This is a genomic window from Pseudomonas inefficax (genome assembly GCF_032164165.1).
In the GTDB taxonomy this organism is placed as follows: domain Bacteria; phylum Pseudomonadota; class Gammaproteobacteria; order Pseudomonadales; family Pseudomonadaceae; genus Aquipseudomonas; species Aquipseudomonas inefficax.
On record NZ_CP134401.1, the window covers coordinates 5,258,253 to 5,272,061 of the forward strand.

General features: G+C 61.0%; 17 protein-coding genes. 1 reads left to right on the forward strand and 16 read right to left on the reverse strand.

From position 1 onward, the window contains the following. Positions 1-157 precede the first annotated feature (157 nt). The 6 genes from RIN61_RS23660 to RIN61_RS23685 form a co-directional block, all read right to left on the reverse strand. A complete protein-coding gene (locus RIN61_RS23660; protein ID WP_313854498.1) occupies positions 158-874 on the reverse strand; it encodes a DUF5983 family protein in 717 nt (238 codons plus the stop codon). 64 nt (positions 875-938) lie between these two features. Beyond that, positions 939-1,433 (reverse strand): JAB domain-containing protein, encoded by a 495-nt coding sequence (locus RIN61_RS23665; protein ID WP_313854500.1) that lies wholly within the window; start codon positions 1,431-1,433, stop codon positions 939-941. A 68-nt stretch (positions 1,434-1,501) separates the two neighbouring features. Next, the gene (locus tag RIN61_RS23670; RefSeq protein WP_186556081.1) at positions 1,502-1,759 is read right to left on the reverse strand and encodes a hypothetical protein; all 258 of its coding nucleotides are present in this window, start codon (positions 1,757-1,759) and stop codon (positions 1,502-1,504) included. A gap of 67 nt (positions 1,760-1,826) precedes the next feature. After that, positions 1,827-2,354: an STY4534 family ICE replication protein gene (locus tag RIN61_RS23675; protein WP_186556080.1), complete on the reverse strand. Its 528-nt coding sequence runs from the start codon at positions 2,352-2,354 to the stop codon at positions 1,827-1,829. Positions 2,355-3,097: 743 nt separating this feature from the next. After that, positions 3,098-5,065 (reverse strand): DNA topoisomerase III, encoded by a 1,968-nt coding sequence (locus RIN61_RS23680; RefSeq protein ID WP_313854503.1) that lies wholly within the window; start codon positions 5,063-5,065, stop codon positions 3,098-3,100. A 98-nt stretch (positions 5,066-5,163) separates the two neighbouring features. Beyond that, on the reverse strand, positions 5,164-5,508 hold the full coding sequence (locus tag RIN61_RS23685; protein WP_186556140.1) for a helix-turn-helix domain-containing protein: 345 nt from the start codon (positions 5,506-5,508) through the stop codon (positions 5,164-5,166). Positions 5,509-5,708: 200 nt separating this feature from the next. Here RIN61_RS23685 and RIN61_RS23690 point away from each other — a divergent pair, with 200 nt between their 5' ends. Beyond that, positions 5,709-5,876, forward strand: a complete 168-nt coding sequence (locus RIN61_RS23690; RefSeq protein WP_258641808.1) for a hypothetical protein — start codon at positions 5,709-5,711, stop codon at positions 5,874-5,876. A gap of 94 nt (positions 5,877-5,970) precedes the next feature. On the opposite strand, the gene RIN61_RS23695 is transcribed toward RIN61_RS23690, so the two are convergent. The 10 genes from RIN61_RS23695 to RIN61_RS23740 form a co-directional block, all read right to left on the reverse strand. Next, a complete protein-coding gene (locus RIN61_RS23695) occupies positions 5,971-6,399 on the reverse strand; it encodes a single-stranded DNA-binding protein (RefSeq protein WP_186556078.1) in 429 nt (142 codons plus the stop codon). A 4-nt stretch (positions 6,400-6,403) separates the two neighbouring features. After that, positions 6,404-6,898, reverse strand: a complete 495-nt coding sequence (locus RIN61_RS23700; RefSeq protein WP_313854508.1) for a DUF3158 family protein — start codon at positions 6,896-6,898, stop codon at positions 6,404-6,406. Further along, a complete protein-coding gene (locus RIN61_RS23705) occupies positions 6,895-7,650 on the reverse strand; it encodes a PFL_4669 family integrating conjugative element protein (protein ID WP_186556076.1) in 756 nt (251 codons plus the stop codon). The genes RIN61_RS23700 and RIN61_RS23705 overlap by 4 nt, the downstream gene beginning before the upstream one ends. Positions 7,651-7,800: 150 nt before the next feature. Continuing rightward, positions 7,801-9,018 carry an STY4528 family pathogenicity island replication protein gene (locus RIN61_RS23710; protein WP_258641803.1) on the reverse strand — a complete coding sequence of 406 codons (1,218 nt, stop codon included), beginning with the start codon at positions 9,016-9,018 and terminating at the stop codon, positions 7,801-7,803. Further along, positions 9,012-9,563, reverse strand: a complete 552-nt coding sequence (locus tag RIN61_RS23715) for a DUF2857 domain-containing protein (protein WP_089230149.1) — start codon at positions 9,561-9,563, stop codon at positions 9,012-9,014. Before RIN61_RS23715 ends, RIN61_RS23710 begins: the two co-directional genes overlap by 7 nt. 16 nt (positions 9,564-9,579) lie before the next feature. Next, a complete protein-coding gene (locus tag RIN61_RS23720; protein ID WP_274094577.1) occupies positions 9,580-11,118 on the reverse strand; it encodes a ParB family protein in 1,539 nt (512 codons plus the stop codon). Positions 11,119-11,132: 14 nt separating this feature from the next. After that, the gene (locus tag RIN61_RS23725) at positions 11,133-12,008 is read right to left on the reverse strand and encodes a ParA family protein (RefSeq protein WP_258646653.1); all 876 of its coding nucleotides are present in this window, start codon (positions 12,006-12,008) and stop codon (positions 11,133-11,135) included. Between the two features lie 3 nt (positions 12,009-12,011). Then, on the reverse strand, positions 12,012-12,227 hold the full coding sequence (locus RIN61_RS23730; protein WP_186556073.1) for an AlpA family transcriptional regulator: 216 nt from the start codon (positions 12,225-12,227) through the stop codon (positions 12,012-12,014). Positions 12,228-12,340: 113 nt separating this feature from the next. Then, positions 12,341-13,078 carry a hypothetical protein gene (locus tag RIN61_RS23735; protein ID WP_186556072.1) on the reverse strand — a complete coding sequence of 246 codons (738 nt, stop codon included), beginning with the start codon at positions 13,076-13,078 and terminating at the stop codon, positions 12,341-12,343. Between the two features lie 481 nt (positions 13,079-13,559). Continuing rightward, positions 13,560-13,778 (reverse strand): transposase, encoded by a 219-nt coding sequence (locus RIN61_RS23740; protein WP_258641799.1) that lies wholly within the window; start codon positions 13,776-13,778, stop codon positions 13,560-13,562. Positions 13,779-13,809 lie beyond the last annotated feature (31 nt).

Here is a 13,809-nt window from a genome sequence, read left to right on the forward strand (position 1 = left end):
AGTGTGAGGAGCGTGGGGGTATGCATGACCAGATCTCGACAAAAGATGCCGACACCTTGTCGAAAAGCCAGAGCGCGCCCCTACCGAAAAATCGAATCTCCCCGGCCGATTTACGCTGGCGCAACCATGAAAAAGGCGCCCGGAGGGCGCCTTGAGGTCAATCTTCGGTGAACAACGGCAGTTCGGGGAGCGGCCGCGCATCAGGGGCGAAGATCAGCAAACGGGTGTCTGCTTCACCGGCCATCAAGAGCAGGCGCAGCAGGACCGGTGGCACATGATCTGCGCGCAGACGTGCAGTCACTTCCTCAATGCGGCAGTAGCTGCCGCTGGCGGCAATGTTTCTGAGCCAGGGCGTCGAGTACAGCTTGCAGCCCACCGCGTTGTTGCTAGTCAGCACGAAGCATTCGAAGAAGCTCGACGGTGAGCGACACCAGGCGCACATCTGCAGGAACTCGAACTCATCTGCTGGTAGGTGCGCACTGCTGATTTCCCAGCTGCGGCTGTAGTGCCCGTTGGTGAATGACAGCTGCTCAATCAAGTGCTGTGCGGCTTCCTCGTTGGGGAGATCGCTGACGTGTTGCCGGCGGCCATGGTGCAGCCCTGTGACCTGGTAGAGCACCTGGCTCACGGTACCGTCGGCAGGGAACGGCATACGGACAAACTCGGGCACGCTTTTGCCGTCGGTGATCACCGCGAAGTCATCATCGAACAGGCACGGCTGGAAATTAATGCCGTCATCCGGCAGGTCATGCAGCGCAGGGTGAAGGGATCGGTAGCAGGGCGGGCAATCGTCGGCGTAGCTGATTTGCACCACACGTTCGAAGCTCAGGTCCTGAAAGCCGCGGAGGAAGGGATTGCGAGGGGAAGTGGACATGGGGTGCTCCAAGAATGCGAAGGGCACCCCGTACAGGCAGTGACCCTCCAAGTGGTGGGGGTGGTCAGATCCAGCCGTAATCGGCCAGCGACAGCGGCGTGCCTTCACCCACGATGATGTGGTCCAGCACACGTACCTCAACCAGGGCCAAGGCTTCGATCAGGCGGGTAGTGAGCACCCGATCGGCGCCGCTCGGCTCCGAGCAGCCAGAGGGGTGGTTGTGGCTGAAAATCACCGCAGCGGCGTTGTGCTCGAGTGCCTTAACGACGACCTGGCGCGGGTACACGGAGGCACCGTCGATGCTGCCGGTGAAGAGGATGTCGAAGCTCAGCACGCGGTGGCGCGAATCCAGGCAGAGCAGGGCAAACACCTCATGGTGATAGGGTGCGAGCTGCAACTTCAGATAGGACGCTGCATCGCACGGTGTGATCAGTTGCTCGCCGCGCTGGAAGTAACGTTGATCCAGCAATTCCAGCGCTGCGGTCAGCAACGCATCCTCGCGGGCACGCTGGGCCAATGCAGGGTCAAGACGCTCGACTCGGTTCTGGGCAGTGTTCATGGGCAATTCCTCGTGGGAGACGGAGCGCCCCCAGGGGGAGAGCCCCAGGCTGGTGAGAGAGTGGTGAGTCACAGACGCGTAAAGCGATGTCGAGCTCCATGCAGTGGGCTGTGGCAGCCCTCACATGGTCGGGTGGAAAAGACCTCGATGCCGGTGCCAGTGCGGGGATCGAAATCAGCACTCAGTGGCAACAAGGTTTGCAGTTCGCTGCGCAGATGGGCGATGCGTTGGTCGACCTCAGCCTCGCTGTAGTAGAGCGACAGTGCACTGAAGTCGTCATACGCGACTGCCTGCAAGCAGTCCTCGCACAGCCAGAAGCTTTCCATGGCGGCCTCCGACGTAGATGAACCAAAGGCGTTCGGGAGAACGCCTATGGTTGCCGGTCAAGCTGCCTCAGGCAGGCTGGCGAGCGGCGGTGGATTTACGTGCAGCAGCCGGGGCAGGCTGACGCTGTTCGGCGTCAGTAACTGCCTCGTCCACTTCCGCTACAGCCTCAGGGGCAGCAGCGGACTCGGTGCGAGCGGGTGCACGGTAGCTGAATTGGCCATCGACCTTGATCCATTCGATGAAGATCAATCGGCCTTTGAGGCTCGCGCCGGGTTGCCCCTTGCGCTCGCCTTTCTCGTACATGAACGGATCAACCCAGAGGTCGCCAATGCGAAACGCGATGAGAACTTTGCGTTCCGCGCGGACGTCTTCCAGGTGCTCACGGATCAGCCGGTCGGCTTCACCGCTGGCAACCTTGCAGTCGAAGCGGGTGTACTCGACGTCGTCAGCGGCACCGTGCAAGGCGGCAATGTCACACGCCATGAACGCTTGCCCACGGCGAACCGGGACTTCGCGCACACGGTTCAGGTAACCGATGCCTTGGGTGTGCAGATTGAAGTAGGTGGTAGGGGCGTTGTTGCTTGCAGTAGTCATGATTGATCTCCTGGTGAGCAGAAACGCGGACAGCCACCGGCCCTGGCGGCTGGTGAATTCCGCAAGGGGACGTACACGAACGTGATCGTTTAGAGGGCGCTCATCACTGCCGGAGGCAGTAACCGTGCGAGCTACCGAACGCGGATCGCACTTGGGGAGAACCACCCGAAATGGGCGTAGCCTTGAAGGTTCTGGCTACCTGGACGCGGTCAACGACAGCGGTGTGCAGCCCATCTATACAACCCCGGGAAAGGCCCGTCAACTGCAGATTCGACGGGCTCTAGGCAAGCGGAAGTGGTTGGTGCTCAGTGGATTCTAAGCGGCGAAAAAATAGCCCGACGGTCGTCAGGCTAGGAGGAGATGGACCACGCTTGACCCGGCAATCGGATACCGGGGTTCGTCGCAAAACCACCGCTATCGATCCGCCTGAATCAACCGACCCTTGTCGTGGCCTGGGTCGGAATCAACTGGCACGCATCCGCGCACAAAAGGTGCCCAGTATTTCGCCGGCGGGCACCGGAGCTGAGCATCGTCGCCGAAGCGGATGACCTGTACGACCTGGCATAAGTCGTACAGGTCATCCGCCTGGGTAACTTGAAAACGCTGAGAAGCGATCCGAGGACGCTGAGTAGTGTGGCTCCGAACTCTACGAGTCCGACCGAGCTGCCCGGAGCGAATCGGTCTTTGGTCGCCAAGCGGCGAGGTGCCTGATCACTACACCAGCGGCGCTGTCCCGCGTCAAGTTATGCGTCCTTCGAGCGTTTGGACTTGGCCACCGGCTTGGTGCCCTTGCAATCCGGGTAGCGGGTGCACGACCAGAAGCTGCCGGTGCGGCCCTTGCGCTGGCGCATGGCGCTGCGGCAGACCGGGCAGTTCGGCCCTTTGACGGGAGGTGGGCGCAGGGCCAGCGAGGCGTGTGAGCGGACCAGGCGCGTCAACCACTCCGCCTGCTTGGCGAGAAAGGTGTCGACGCTCAATTGGCCCGCTTCAATGCGGTCCAGCGCCTGCTCCCACAGTGCCGTCAGCACCGGGTCAGCCACCTCCGGCGGCACTGCTTCAATCAAGGTGTGGGCTGCGGCCGATGCCGCCAGGCTGCGTTTCTTCTTGGTCAGATACCCGTGGTCGATCAGCCCCTGGATAATAGCCGCGCGGGTCGCTTCGGTACCCAGCCCGCAACTGTCTTTGAGCTTCTGCTTGAGGTGTGGGTCTGCCACCTGGTTGGCGATGGTTTTCATGGCCTTGACCAACGTGCCCTCCGTGTAAGCTTTGGGCGGCTGCGTACGCTGGGCCACGGCCGTGGCATCTTTCAACGCCACCACGGCGGATTCGCGTAGCGTGGGCAAACGCTGGGCCTGTTCGCCGACCTCGTCGCCGTGGTTTTCGTCGATCACCGCCTTCCAGCCACGCGCCAGGATCTGCTTGCCACGAGCCAGCAGAGCTTCGGTCCCGCTCTGCAGCAGCACCTGTGATTTCAAGTATTCGTGCTCCGGCAGAAACTGCGCCAGGTAGCGGGCGCGGATCAGCGCGTAGACCGCCTGCTCGCGCTCGGTGAGCTGGGCCAGGTCTAGGGAGACGGCAGTGGGGATTATGCCGTGGTGCGCGGTGATCTTGCTGCTGTTCCAGGCGCGAGAACGGCGGCAGGGTTCGACCTCTTGCAGTGCCTTACCCAGGGATGGGCTGGCGGCGGCCAAGGCTCGAAGGATTCGTGGCACCTCGTCGAGCATGCTCTCGGGCAGGTAACCGCAGTCGGTGCGCGGGTAGGTCGTTGCCTTGTGGGTCTCGTACAGGGCTTGTGCGGTGGCCAATGTTTCCTGGGCGCCCAGACCCAGTTTAGCGGAGCAGATCTCCTGCAAGGTGCCCAGGTCGAACGGTAGCGGCGGACCTTCGCGAACGTGCTCGACATCGATGCTCTGAACGCGCGCCGTCGCCTGCTGGTTCAGACGTCGAGCCGCTTGCTGCGCCGCGAGCTCTTCAGTGCAGTGGCCATCGGCGTCACAGGCTGTCTTCGGCGGCTGCCAACGCGCTTTGAAGGTGACGCCCTCAGTCTCCACTTGGGCATCGACAACCCAGAACGGCTGTGGCACAAAGCTCGCGATCGCCCGGTCTCGCTCCACCACCAAGCGCAGTGTCGGCGTCTGCACCCGCCCCACCGGCAGCAATCCCTCGAAGCCGGCGCGACGGCCGAGGAGGGTGAACAGCCGGCTCAGGTTGATGCCCACCAACCAATCGGCTCGAGAGCGGGCCAATGCGCAGTGGTACAGCGGCAATGTCTGCTCACCCGGGCGTAATGCGGCCAAGGCGCGGCGGATTGAGGCATCGTCGAGTGCGGACAGCCACAGACGCGAGATCGATCCCTGGTACTGGCAGCGTTCGAGAATCTCACGGGCGATCATCTCGCCCTCGCGGTCTGCGTCTGTGGCAATGATCACCTCGCTGCAGGTGCGCAGCAGTTGGCTGATCACCTTGAGCTGGCTGGCGACCTTGGGTTTGACCACTACTTTCCAGCGCGCGGGGATGATGGGTAGATGCTCAAGCGACCAGCGTTTGTAATCGCCATAGGCTTCCGGTGGCGCGGTCTCCAGCAGATGCCCGACGCACCACGTCACGGTAATGCCTTGCCCCAGCAGGCAGCCGTCGCTGCGACGATTGGCCTGTAGGACGCGGGCAATGTCCCGGGCTTGGGATGGTTTCTCGCAAATAAACAGGCGCATGGCTTGGCCCTCTCGGTGAATACCGACAGGGTGGCGGGGTGACTAGGGACTACTAGCAAAAATACGATGGCGCCGCGCTCATATCGGCGGGGAAAGGGCTATTTGCGCTGTGCGAGGTGGCTGGCCAGCGTTTGCAGAAACTGCAGGGCAAACTGCTTATCCGCTTCGCTCAGTTCCTTGATGATCGAGGTGATCTGCTGACCCTGATCCTGCGGGCGCGGACTGATGGCCAACAGCAACTCATCGGCAGGGCAGCCATACAGGTCGGCCAATCGCAGCAGCTTACTGACTGAGAGCTCGACCTCGCCACGTTCGAGCCGCGACACGGCTTCACCGGAGATCCCCAGGTGCTCGCCCACCTTCGCCTGGGTCAGATCGCGGGCGCGACGATACTTCGCCAGCTGGCGACCAATGTGATGTGGGCTAGGCTCTTTCACTGGCAATGGGGGCACTCTCCAATTCGACCCATATGGTCGACCAGCCACCCAAAGATATGAACGACCTGAAAGGTTGACTGCCAACCCTATGAGGCGTATCACCGAAAATACCTGTAAGACCCGCCCGTCACTACGGAGGCAAGCCCTTGCACGGATCAAACCAGAGTCAGACGGATGCGCTAGCGATCAAGGCCTACGAGTTATTCATGGCCACCCACCTGGAACCGGACAATGCCGAGGCGCGTGCCACGTTGATCGCCTGGGTTCAGGAGAGCCCGGAGCACTGGCAGGCGTTCCTTGCCCTGGACCAGTACCTGGCAGAGGTATCGCACGTGTTGCACGGCGATGGGGAAGGGAGGTCGCGACGGAACTGAACAGCGGCCGATAGCCGGGATTGCCCGCCGAGCAGGGCGTACGAACCCCAGTGGTATCGCGCGGCGGGCGCTTGCTCCAATGAGTACCACCTGATCAACCGGCCTTGCGTGGGGCTTTCTTGCCGCCCCCCTTGCGTCCGGAACCGGCGTTTTCCTGCGCTTTTTCACGCATGGACACCGACGCCAGGCGGTGCGGCAGGATGCCGATGCGCCGAGCCTCCACCTTGAAGGTCACCCGCGCGTTGTCCTCGCTGTCCTCCCATTCCTCCTTGACCGTGCGGCCCTCAACCAGGATCCGCATGCCTTTCTGGTACAAGGTGCTCCAGTGCTCGGCGTCGCGGTGCCACAACTCGACCGGGGCCCAGTAGCCGCCGCGGTCTTCGTAACCACCTTCACGCGGCACCGGGTTGTCGAAGTAGACGTTTAACCGCAGCAAGCGCCGCGGTTCATCCGGGTTGGTGTTGAACTCCTGAAATTCCGGCACGTTGCCGATGTTGCCTTCGCCAACAAATAACGTACTCATGGGGCTACTCCTCGGTGGGGGAACAGGAAAGGGCGTGTTCGGCGGCCTCGAGCTTGCAGACCCCGCTACTGGCTTGGCGATACAGCGATTGCAGGCTGCTCATCTGCAGGTTCAGCACCACGCGGTTGGTCTCCAGTTGATACAGCGCCTGCCGCAGCTCCGGGTGCAGGTTCGGATGAACCACTGCTGCCTGCCACACCTGCACGCCCATGCGCTGAAAGTCCGGACTGCGCCAGCGCAGGAAGTCGGTGCCCGTCGCGCTGTGCTGGATGACCAGTCGCAGGTCCAGCAAAACGAATGGCGGTTGCGCCATGATCGCCAGCATCACCCCCATCAGCTCGGCGACCTGGGTGCGCAGGCGCAGGATCGTGTCGGCGAACTGCTGCAGCTCCCCCTTACCCTTAAAAGGCTTTAAAAGGCCTTTTAGGGAGGCACCTTGTGCGAACTCGCGATAGGCATCCGTCGACAAGCGTCGGGCAATCGCCTCAGCCAAGGTCATGCCTCACCCCCTTCGTCGGAGACATCCGGTAGAGGTGGGGCCTCGGCCTCCAGCGATTCAGGCGGCTCAGTTAGAGAGCCCGCGCTGGTGCGCACAATCGGAGGCGCGAACTGGGAGCGGCGGGTGCCTTCCAGAATATCCAAGGGCGGCGTGCCAAACTTCTCGAGGGCTTCACGGGCCCGGGCGTTGTTGGCGGCCATATCACCCCGAGTGACGCCCGCCAGGCGGTAGTTCTGGGCCAGGCCGAGCAGGCTGCGTAGGTGATGGGCCCCGCCATCAATCCAGCTTTCCATGTCGACCCGGCCGATCAGCGCGGTGTGGTGGGCGAGCAGAACACGACGGACCAGGGTGTCGTAATCGGTGAGCAGGTAGACCGCGAGAAAACCGAGCTGGCTGCCGATGTACAGCGGCAGCGTCACCGGGTGGATATTGAGGTTGTCACCGACATCGACCTGGGTGGGCAGGTCGCGCTCCACCTGGCTGACCTGGTGGACCAAATTGCGCACCTCGGCCTTGGTCTGCAGCAGCTTTTCTTCCAGCTGCAGCATGAACCAGTCGGCGTAGGGGTCATCCTGGCTGCTGGCTTGCTTGAGCAGATTGGTGACGGCGATGTAGCCAGGCATGCCGAGGATGGGATGCACGCCCTCGCGCCGGGAGCGACCCTGCCACAGCCGCGCCGCATGATGGGTGTGCAGGGTCAGGGTGATGCTGCTACGCAGGGACCCCAGGTTGAGTTGGTAGTGATCGGCCATCGCCAGTACCTCGCCGTCGGAATGACGCCGACGATGGCCTAATCCGTGAAGGTCTACGAGCATCAACACGAAGATGATCAGGTCACATTTTTCCGGCTGTGGACGTCGCTGGAAATGATCGCATTGGCATTGATTCCACCGACGTCCAGCCTACGTCGGCGCACTGACCCCGCGACAGCGTTGCTTCAGCTCCTCGAGGCAGGAGAGGGCCAGGGGAGAGGCAGTACGCTGACCGCTGCGGCGAGGTGGTTCGCTGGATGGCTGCGACAAACGTTCGAACATCGCCGTCCGCGAAGAGGCGGGCGCCGAGGCCGACGCTTCAGCGCGGGCGGCCCACAAGGTGAATTCACCCTGACAAGCGCGTTTGATCAAACCCATCAGGTAGGCGACCGGTTTGCGGATCTCTCCGCGGGCACAGCGCACCGCTGCTTCGTTGATTACCGCTTGTTGCTGTTCCGGCTCGAGCTGACGCATCGCCTGGGAGGCCATGCGTCGCTCGGTCGGGTTTAGCGGTAAGTCTTCGGGCCATCGCGCTCGACCAAATTCCACTTGCCCCAGTACCGTACTTTTTTTGCTTTTGTCTTTCTGTACTGTACGGCCAGCGTCGGCATTCCGAACATCAGCTGAAACCGGTGCTTTGCCGCAGGGTTCGGAATCAGTTACTGCGGCGCCAAAATCCCGAACGGTGTGACGCTCGCCAGGTTCGGAATTTCCCATATCGCTACACGTCAGCGGCAGCGTCTGCTGTTGCACCGGCGGTTCAGCTGCTACTAGCCGATCCTTGTCGACCCGGGCCACCTGCGTATCGGCCTGGATTTCTTCAATGACGTGCTGTGTCACATCCCGCACGCCTTTGGTGGCGTGGCTGAGATTCTGCTGCAGCAGTGTCGCATAGCCGTTGTCGAGTTCGAGCTGCTCGGCCGGGGTCAACGGATCGCCGTGCAGCACGTAGACACAGCCACGCAGGCAGCCCTGGGCATCACGTGAGCGGTCGACCAGGCTAAGCCAGCGAGTGGTGCGCAAGACATTGAGTGCGCGGGCGATGGTCTCGCGTGAGGCTTGGGTGCCGCACGGACTGGTGGCTAGATACGGTTGCAGGTCTTGGTAGCGCGGGGTTCTGACCTTGCGCTCGGTGATGAGCCAGCGCAGCACCTGCCAGGTATTGCGTTCCAGGGGTGTCAGTCGACGATCCAGCAGCAGCGCCATCGGCAGCGGATTGTTGTCGCCGTAGTAGATGGTGCGCACCGCTGGCGTCTCATCGGCCTCGGCCAGCTTGGCCTGCGCCGCTTGCCATTCATTTCGCCGGCGCAGTGCGTCGTAGCACTGGCGCACCACGTCCTGCCAGTCGACTTCGTAGAAACTCAGCACGGTGCACCTCCGTACAGTTCGACCTGCTGCCAGACCAGGGTCAGCGTGATGTGTTGTTCCTCGGCCAGCATCATCATCGTGTCCAGAGGGTCATTGTCAGGGTCCTCCGCCCGCAGTTGGCTCCATCGGTTCCACACCGCATGCTCTTGGGCTTCGCTCAGCTGAACCGGTCGGCCGCGGTGGGTCTCGATCTTCAGCACGCGTCGGCGCAAGGCGGTTTCCGAGTGGTCCAGACCAAAGCAGCGGTACATGATGTTGGAGCTCGCTCCGAGCTTAAGCGCCCGGTTGATCAGCCGTTCGTTCTGCTCGTCACGTTCGGCCTGGGCGATCAGGCGACGCAGCACCGTGGTATCGACCTTTACTTCCACCCAGGCGATCGACGAATGCGCCAGGTGCGAAAGGGTGGTCGGCGGCAGAGACTGCAACACCTCGATGTCCTCATCGGCCAGCCCCAGGGCTTTGCAGCGCTGCAGCCGGCCATGGCGCAGCTCATGCAGCACCTGGTTCAACATGGCATGGTTCAACAGATTGAAGGTCGTGCTCATGAGGCAACTCCTCACGTTAACGAGTGGTCGACAGCGTCAGCTGAATGAGCTGCCGGGCGTGGCGAATCAGTGTGAACAGTTGCTCGAGTTGGGCGTCGGGGAGTCGCTCGAGACCCACCGTGAGCGCAGGTCGCTCGGCACAGGGGAGGTCATAGGCACCAATCAGCAGTTGTCCGAAGAGGGCGGAGGGTAACTGTTGGCGCTCTTTCCAGCTGACGTCTTCCTGCAGCCGTAGCAGCGCTGATAGCAGCAGTTGAATGCCGGTGTGACGGGCACTCATCTGTTCGCGGTGTTCGGGTGCCAGTGTGAAACCCAGGCCATCCGCATGTGGGCTGACCATGGCATGGGCATCGGCATACGCGGCTAGTTCGGAGGCCAGCGTGGCGCAGCGCTTACGCAAAGTGATAAGGTCATCCTCTGCCAAAGTCTGGAGTGGTGCCGAGTCAACCGGTACATGAACAAGTTCAGGTGCGTCTGACTTTTCACCCCGCGGCGGTTCGTCAATCAGTGCCTGGCGGATGTGGGGAAGACGTGGCGTTTGAAACGGGGGTGGGTCGCCGTCACTATCTTCCTTATCAGCGCTGGGAAATTCGGACGCTGGTTTGGGGACCTCTTCCATGAACAATGACTCTGGCGTTGCATCGGGGGGTAGGTCCTGGAGCAGGCGCGGGGCGGTACTCGACTGAAGCGGCGAGGGTTGGTGTTCCTGGTGCAACTCCAGGGCCAGCAGTCGAGGTGTCTGCTTGAGGATCTCCGACATCCTGGCCAGCAGTTCGTCCTGCAACTCGCCCGTATCCAGCTCTGGCTTATCACTGTCATACATCGACAGTACTTCGAGCCAGAGCTGCACGAACTGTAGGGCGTCGCCGAAGTGCTGGTTCCAGATTGATTCCGCCCGCCGTCTCAAGCTGATGAGCCGTGCGATGGTAGGTTTGCCGAGACCGGCGTACAGAATTTGAGGGATTGCAGGGAGCAGGTACTCAAGCGTGTCGAACATGCGGCTGATCTGCGATTGTGAGATCGGATAGCCGCCTTGGCTCAGGCGTAAAGAGAGCTCGCGTTGACTCAGTGATTCATCACTCCCCTGAAGCATGCCCTGCAGTTGCGCCACCGCCAGCGCCCGCTCAATGAAGGTGAGCTGTCCATGCAGATCGCTTTCGGCCAGGTGCCCGAGCAATGTATGCGCCTCGGACTGCCAAGGCCGGAACAGGCAGTGGATGCGGAAAAAACGTTCTTCGCGGGTTTCCTGCCAGAGTTCGCCAAGGATACTCAGGCGCGTATTGCCACCGTTACGGATGATGAAATGCGGTTCGCTAGGGCGGCGTGTGATGGACGGTGGCTGGTCCAGCCCACGTTCGCGGATCGAAGCCTTGATGTCGTCGTAAAGAGGGTTGCGCACCACGCGTGGGTTCAGCTCGTACGGGCGCAGTTGCTCAAGGCTGACCACCATCGGGGTATCAGCGATTGGTACGGACGAAACCTCGCGGCCGGGGTTTTGTGGAAAATGTGCCTGCTGCAGCTGACGCGTAATGTCTTCGGACGTTGGCGGTTTCATTACCCATCCTCCGTTTATCCGCGACGTACGAGGTCGTGCCCAGCAGACTTTTGGTTTGGCACGTGCACTTCCAAGGCCAGAAGATGTTCGGCCCTCTGAGGAAAGAGCTCGACTGCCAGTGCGCGCATTACCTGGGCAGCGCAAGGACTGCGGCTACCAGAAGTTGGCGTGGGTTCCACTCGGTGCACAGGAAGCCCCAGCGAGGCGGCATTTGTGTAGGCCACGCGGTCGGGAATCGTCGTGGTGCAAACGGTGACATGCGGATCCGCTTGAAAGGAAGCTTGCAGGCTCTGCATGATCAAGCGGGTGTCGCGGCGATTGGCATTGACCTGGTTGAGCAGCAGCTTTACTGACGGCAAGGCGACCCCCAGGTAGCGGTAGGGCTCCAATTCTTCGAACAGACCCAGCGTGCCGCGGCGCAGTTCGCGTGCAGCAAGCATTTCCGGTGGTACCGGGCACAGCGCGCAGTCGGTAGCAAGGATCACCATCTCGACCACGACGCTGCGTGCACCTTGGGTATCGATGATCAACACATCGTACTCATCCTCGAATGCGGACAGCAGGTTACGCAGCCGCAGGCGGCCATCGGCTGCGTGTAACAGCAGAGTGCTGATGTGCCCGGCGCGGTCGTTGGATACGATCAAGTCCAGGCGTGGAATGACGGTACTGGAAATCACCAAGTCTGCCGTCGTAAGCCCCTGTGCGATGAGTTCGTAGCTACCCGCTTCACGGGGTTCCCTCAAGCTGTAGTAACTGGACAGGGTGGGCTGGCTGTCCAAATCCAGCAGCAATACACGAAGGCCGGCATCGGCGAGCAATCCACCCAGGTTAGCGGCGACGGTGGTCTTGCCCGCCCCGCCCTTGGTTGAGATGAGCGAAAGGACGTCCATCATTCAGTTCCCGCTGGACAGCCGGTCTTGAACCCACTGCTCGATTTCCAGCGAATCCCAGCCTACGGCGCGGGTGCCTATGCGTCGACACTGCGGAAACTGGCCGGCCTTCATCAGGTTGTAGATGTGCGAACGTTTGAAGCCGGTTTTCTGCTCCACTTCATCGCGGCGCATGATGTGGCGGTCGGCATTGAGGGGGGAAGGGCAGGTCGGTTGCATGATGTCACTCCTTAGCGCCGGGTGGTGCGTGGTGGGATGTGACAGTCAGTGAAGGCTCATCGAGGCGAAAAAGCATTGTCAGGCAATGGCGGGCATTGCCTGACAATGCTGCGTCATGCCCGGAAAGCCTGGGCGAAATGGCGGCGAGCCTCGGCAAATCTCCGATCAAGGGTACTTTTGCTCAGGCCGCTGACTCCCGGGAAACGGCGGGTGATCTCCTCGACCAAGGCTGCCTGGCTTGGATAGATGGACTGCACCTGGCCGCTGTTCGATTTGCCCAACGTGACTTCCAGTACGGCGCCCACGAGCGTGTTATGCATACACTCGGAGGTCTCAGAGGGTATGCCGCAGGCCTCCAACCGTTCTGACAGCTCTCTGTTGGCGCTCACAAGCGTTGCCATTTCTTCCGTAGTGGCTGCGAGCTCTTGGCGCAGCTTTTCAATGGTGCGCTGGGAAGCGTCAATTTCTGCTTCCTGCACCAAGTGAGCGTTCAAGCTGATGCATTCTGAATGATCCAGATTTGGAGGGAACAGGAATGCAGGTCTCTGATCAGGGAAATTACGTAGGAACCAGGCCACTAGGTCAGCACGCCGTACTGAGCAATACTCATGATGCACTTGGTGGTCAGAAGTGATCGGGCGCCCTAAATAAGTCGCGGGGAGCTCGCCACAGATGATCGCATCGCAGATGCACTCAAGGTGTCTTTGCAGCGACGGCCACTGCGGAAAATGCTTTCGTAGGCAACCCGGTTGGGACGCGTCGACGCGCAAGATCTCGTCTTGGTAGGCGGCAAGGCCACACCACAAAATTGCGGCATCAATCGGGTGGTAGGAGCTTCTGATTGAAATCATGGCACACAGCCTCCAGCTGCGTTCGTCCTAGAATCGCTGGCGGAGGCGTGCGTATAGGCCCCGTCGAGCGAGCCGGGTTCCAATTTACGTATCCAATGTTGGTGACAACGGTTCCAGTTGATGGTTCCGGTGTAAATACACGATAGCGACGGGTTTTGACGCGATCCCTCCTTGCATCATTACGCTTTGAAAACGCCCCTCCGATACCCAGAGCCATTGCGAGCAGTCTGGGTCATCGTATTCGGGGAGGTTATGTGAGCGTTGTGGAGCGATATGTGGTCTCGAGCATTCGGCCGATCAGCACGTTGTGGATGACTTCAGAGGCCTCGGATGTGATGTTGAGGAATCCAGTGGCGTTTTCAGCTTGTCGTTGAGCGTGGAGAGGTCTGCCACATCACCAGCGGTGGCAGTGTAAGATAGCTGCAATTACTCGAGCGCACTGAGGGCAAATTCGAGCTTGGCTTGTTTCGCCAGATGTCTTTCAAGCTGGAGTGAACGCCGGCAGTGCAGATGGTGGATGATCGCGGTAAAGCGGTATCCACTTGCGGGCCAGGTTCGCGTTAATGCCGTGACGTAAAGCGATGCTGGCAATCGATACGTCGGGCTGTAGGCATTCCTGAGCGACCTGGGCCTTGAACGATTTTGGATAAGAGTTGCGCTGGCGCTTGGTGATCCTTGCGATAAGGGCGATGGTGTCCACGTTTATGTGGCCACCATCGTCCTTAATGCCT

What these genes read in the sequence shown, in the direction of transcription:
- RIN61_RS23695 (WP_186556078.1), bottom strand. Translation starts at nt 6,399, where the DNA reads ATGAGTACGTTATTTGTTGGCGAAGGCAACATCGGCAACGTGCCGGAA.
- RIN61_RS23720 (WP_274094577.1), bottom strand. Translation starts at nt 11,118, where the DNA reads ATGAAACCGCCAACGTCCGAAGACATTACGCGTCAGCTGCAGCAGGCA.
- RIN61_RS23725 (WP_258646653.1), bottom strand. Translation starts at nt 12,008, where the DNA reads ATGGACGTCCTTTCGCTCATCTCAACCAAGGGCGGGGCGGGCAAGACC.
- RIN61_RS23700 (WP_313854508.1), bottom strand. Translation starts at nt 6,898, where the DNA reads ATGACCTTGGCTGAGGCGATTGCCCGACGCTTGTCGACGGATGCCTAT.
- RIN61_RS23690 (WP_258641808.1), top strand. Translation starts at nt 5,709, where the DNA reads ATGGCCACCCACCTGGAACCGGACAATGCCGAGGCGCGTGCCACGTTG.
- RIN61_RS23715 (WP_089230149.1), bottom strand. Translation starts at nt 9,563, where the DNA reads ATGAGCACGACCTTCAATCTGTTGAACCATGCCATGTTGAACCAGGTG.
- RIN61_RS23680 (WP_313854503.1), bottom strand. Translation starts at nt 5,065, where the DNA reads ATGCGCCTGTTTATTTGCGAGAAACCATCCCAAGCCCGGGACATTGCC.
- RIN61_RS23735 (WP_186556072.1), bottom strand. Translation starts at nt 13,078, where the DNA reads ATGATTTCAATCAGAAGCTCCTACCACCCGATTGATGCCGCAATTTTG.
- RIN61_RS23665 (WP_313854500.1), bottom strand. Translation starts at nt 1,433, where the DNA reads ATGAACACTGCCCAGAACCGAGTCGAGCGTCTTGACCCTGCATTGGCC.
- RIN61_RS23705 (WP_186556076.1), bottom strand. Translation starts at nt 7,650, where the DNA reads ATGGCCGATCACTACCAACTCAACCTGGGGTCCCTGCGTAGCAGCATC.
- RIN61_RS23660 (WP_313854498.1), bottom strand. Translation starts at nt 874, where the DNA reads ATGTCCACTTCCCCTCGCAATCCCTTCCTCCGCGGCTTTCAGGACCTG.
- RIN61_RS23670 (WP_186556081.1), bottom strand. Translation starts at nt 1,759, where the DNA reads ATGGAAAGCTTCTGGCTGTGCGAGGACTGCTTGCAGGCAGTCGCGTAT.
- RIN61_RS23730 (WP_186556073.1), bottom strand. Translation starts at nt 12,227, where the DNA reads ATGCAACCGACCTGCCCTTCCCCCCTCAATGCCGACCGCCACATCATG.
- RIN61_RS23675 (WP_186556080.1), bottom strand. Translation starts at nt 2,354, where the DNA reads ATGACTACTGCAAGCAACAACGCCCCTACCACCTACTTCAATCTGCAC.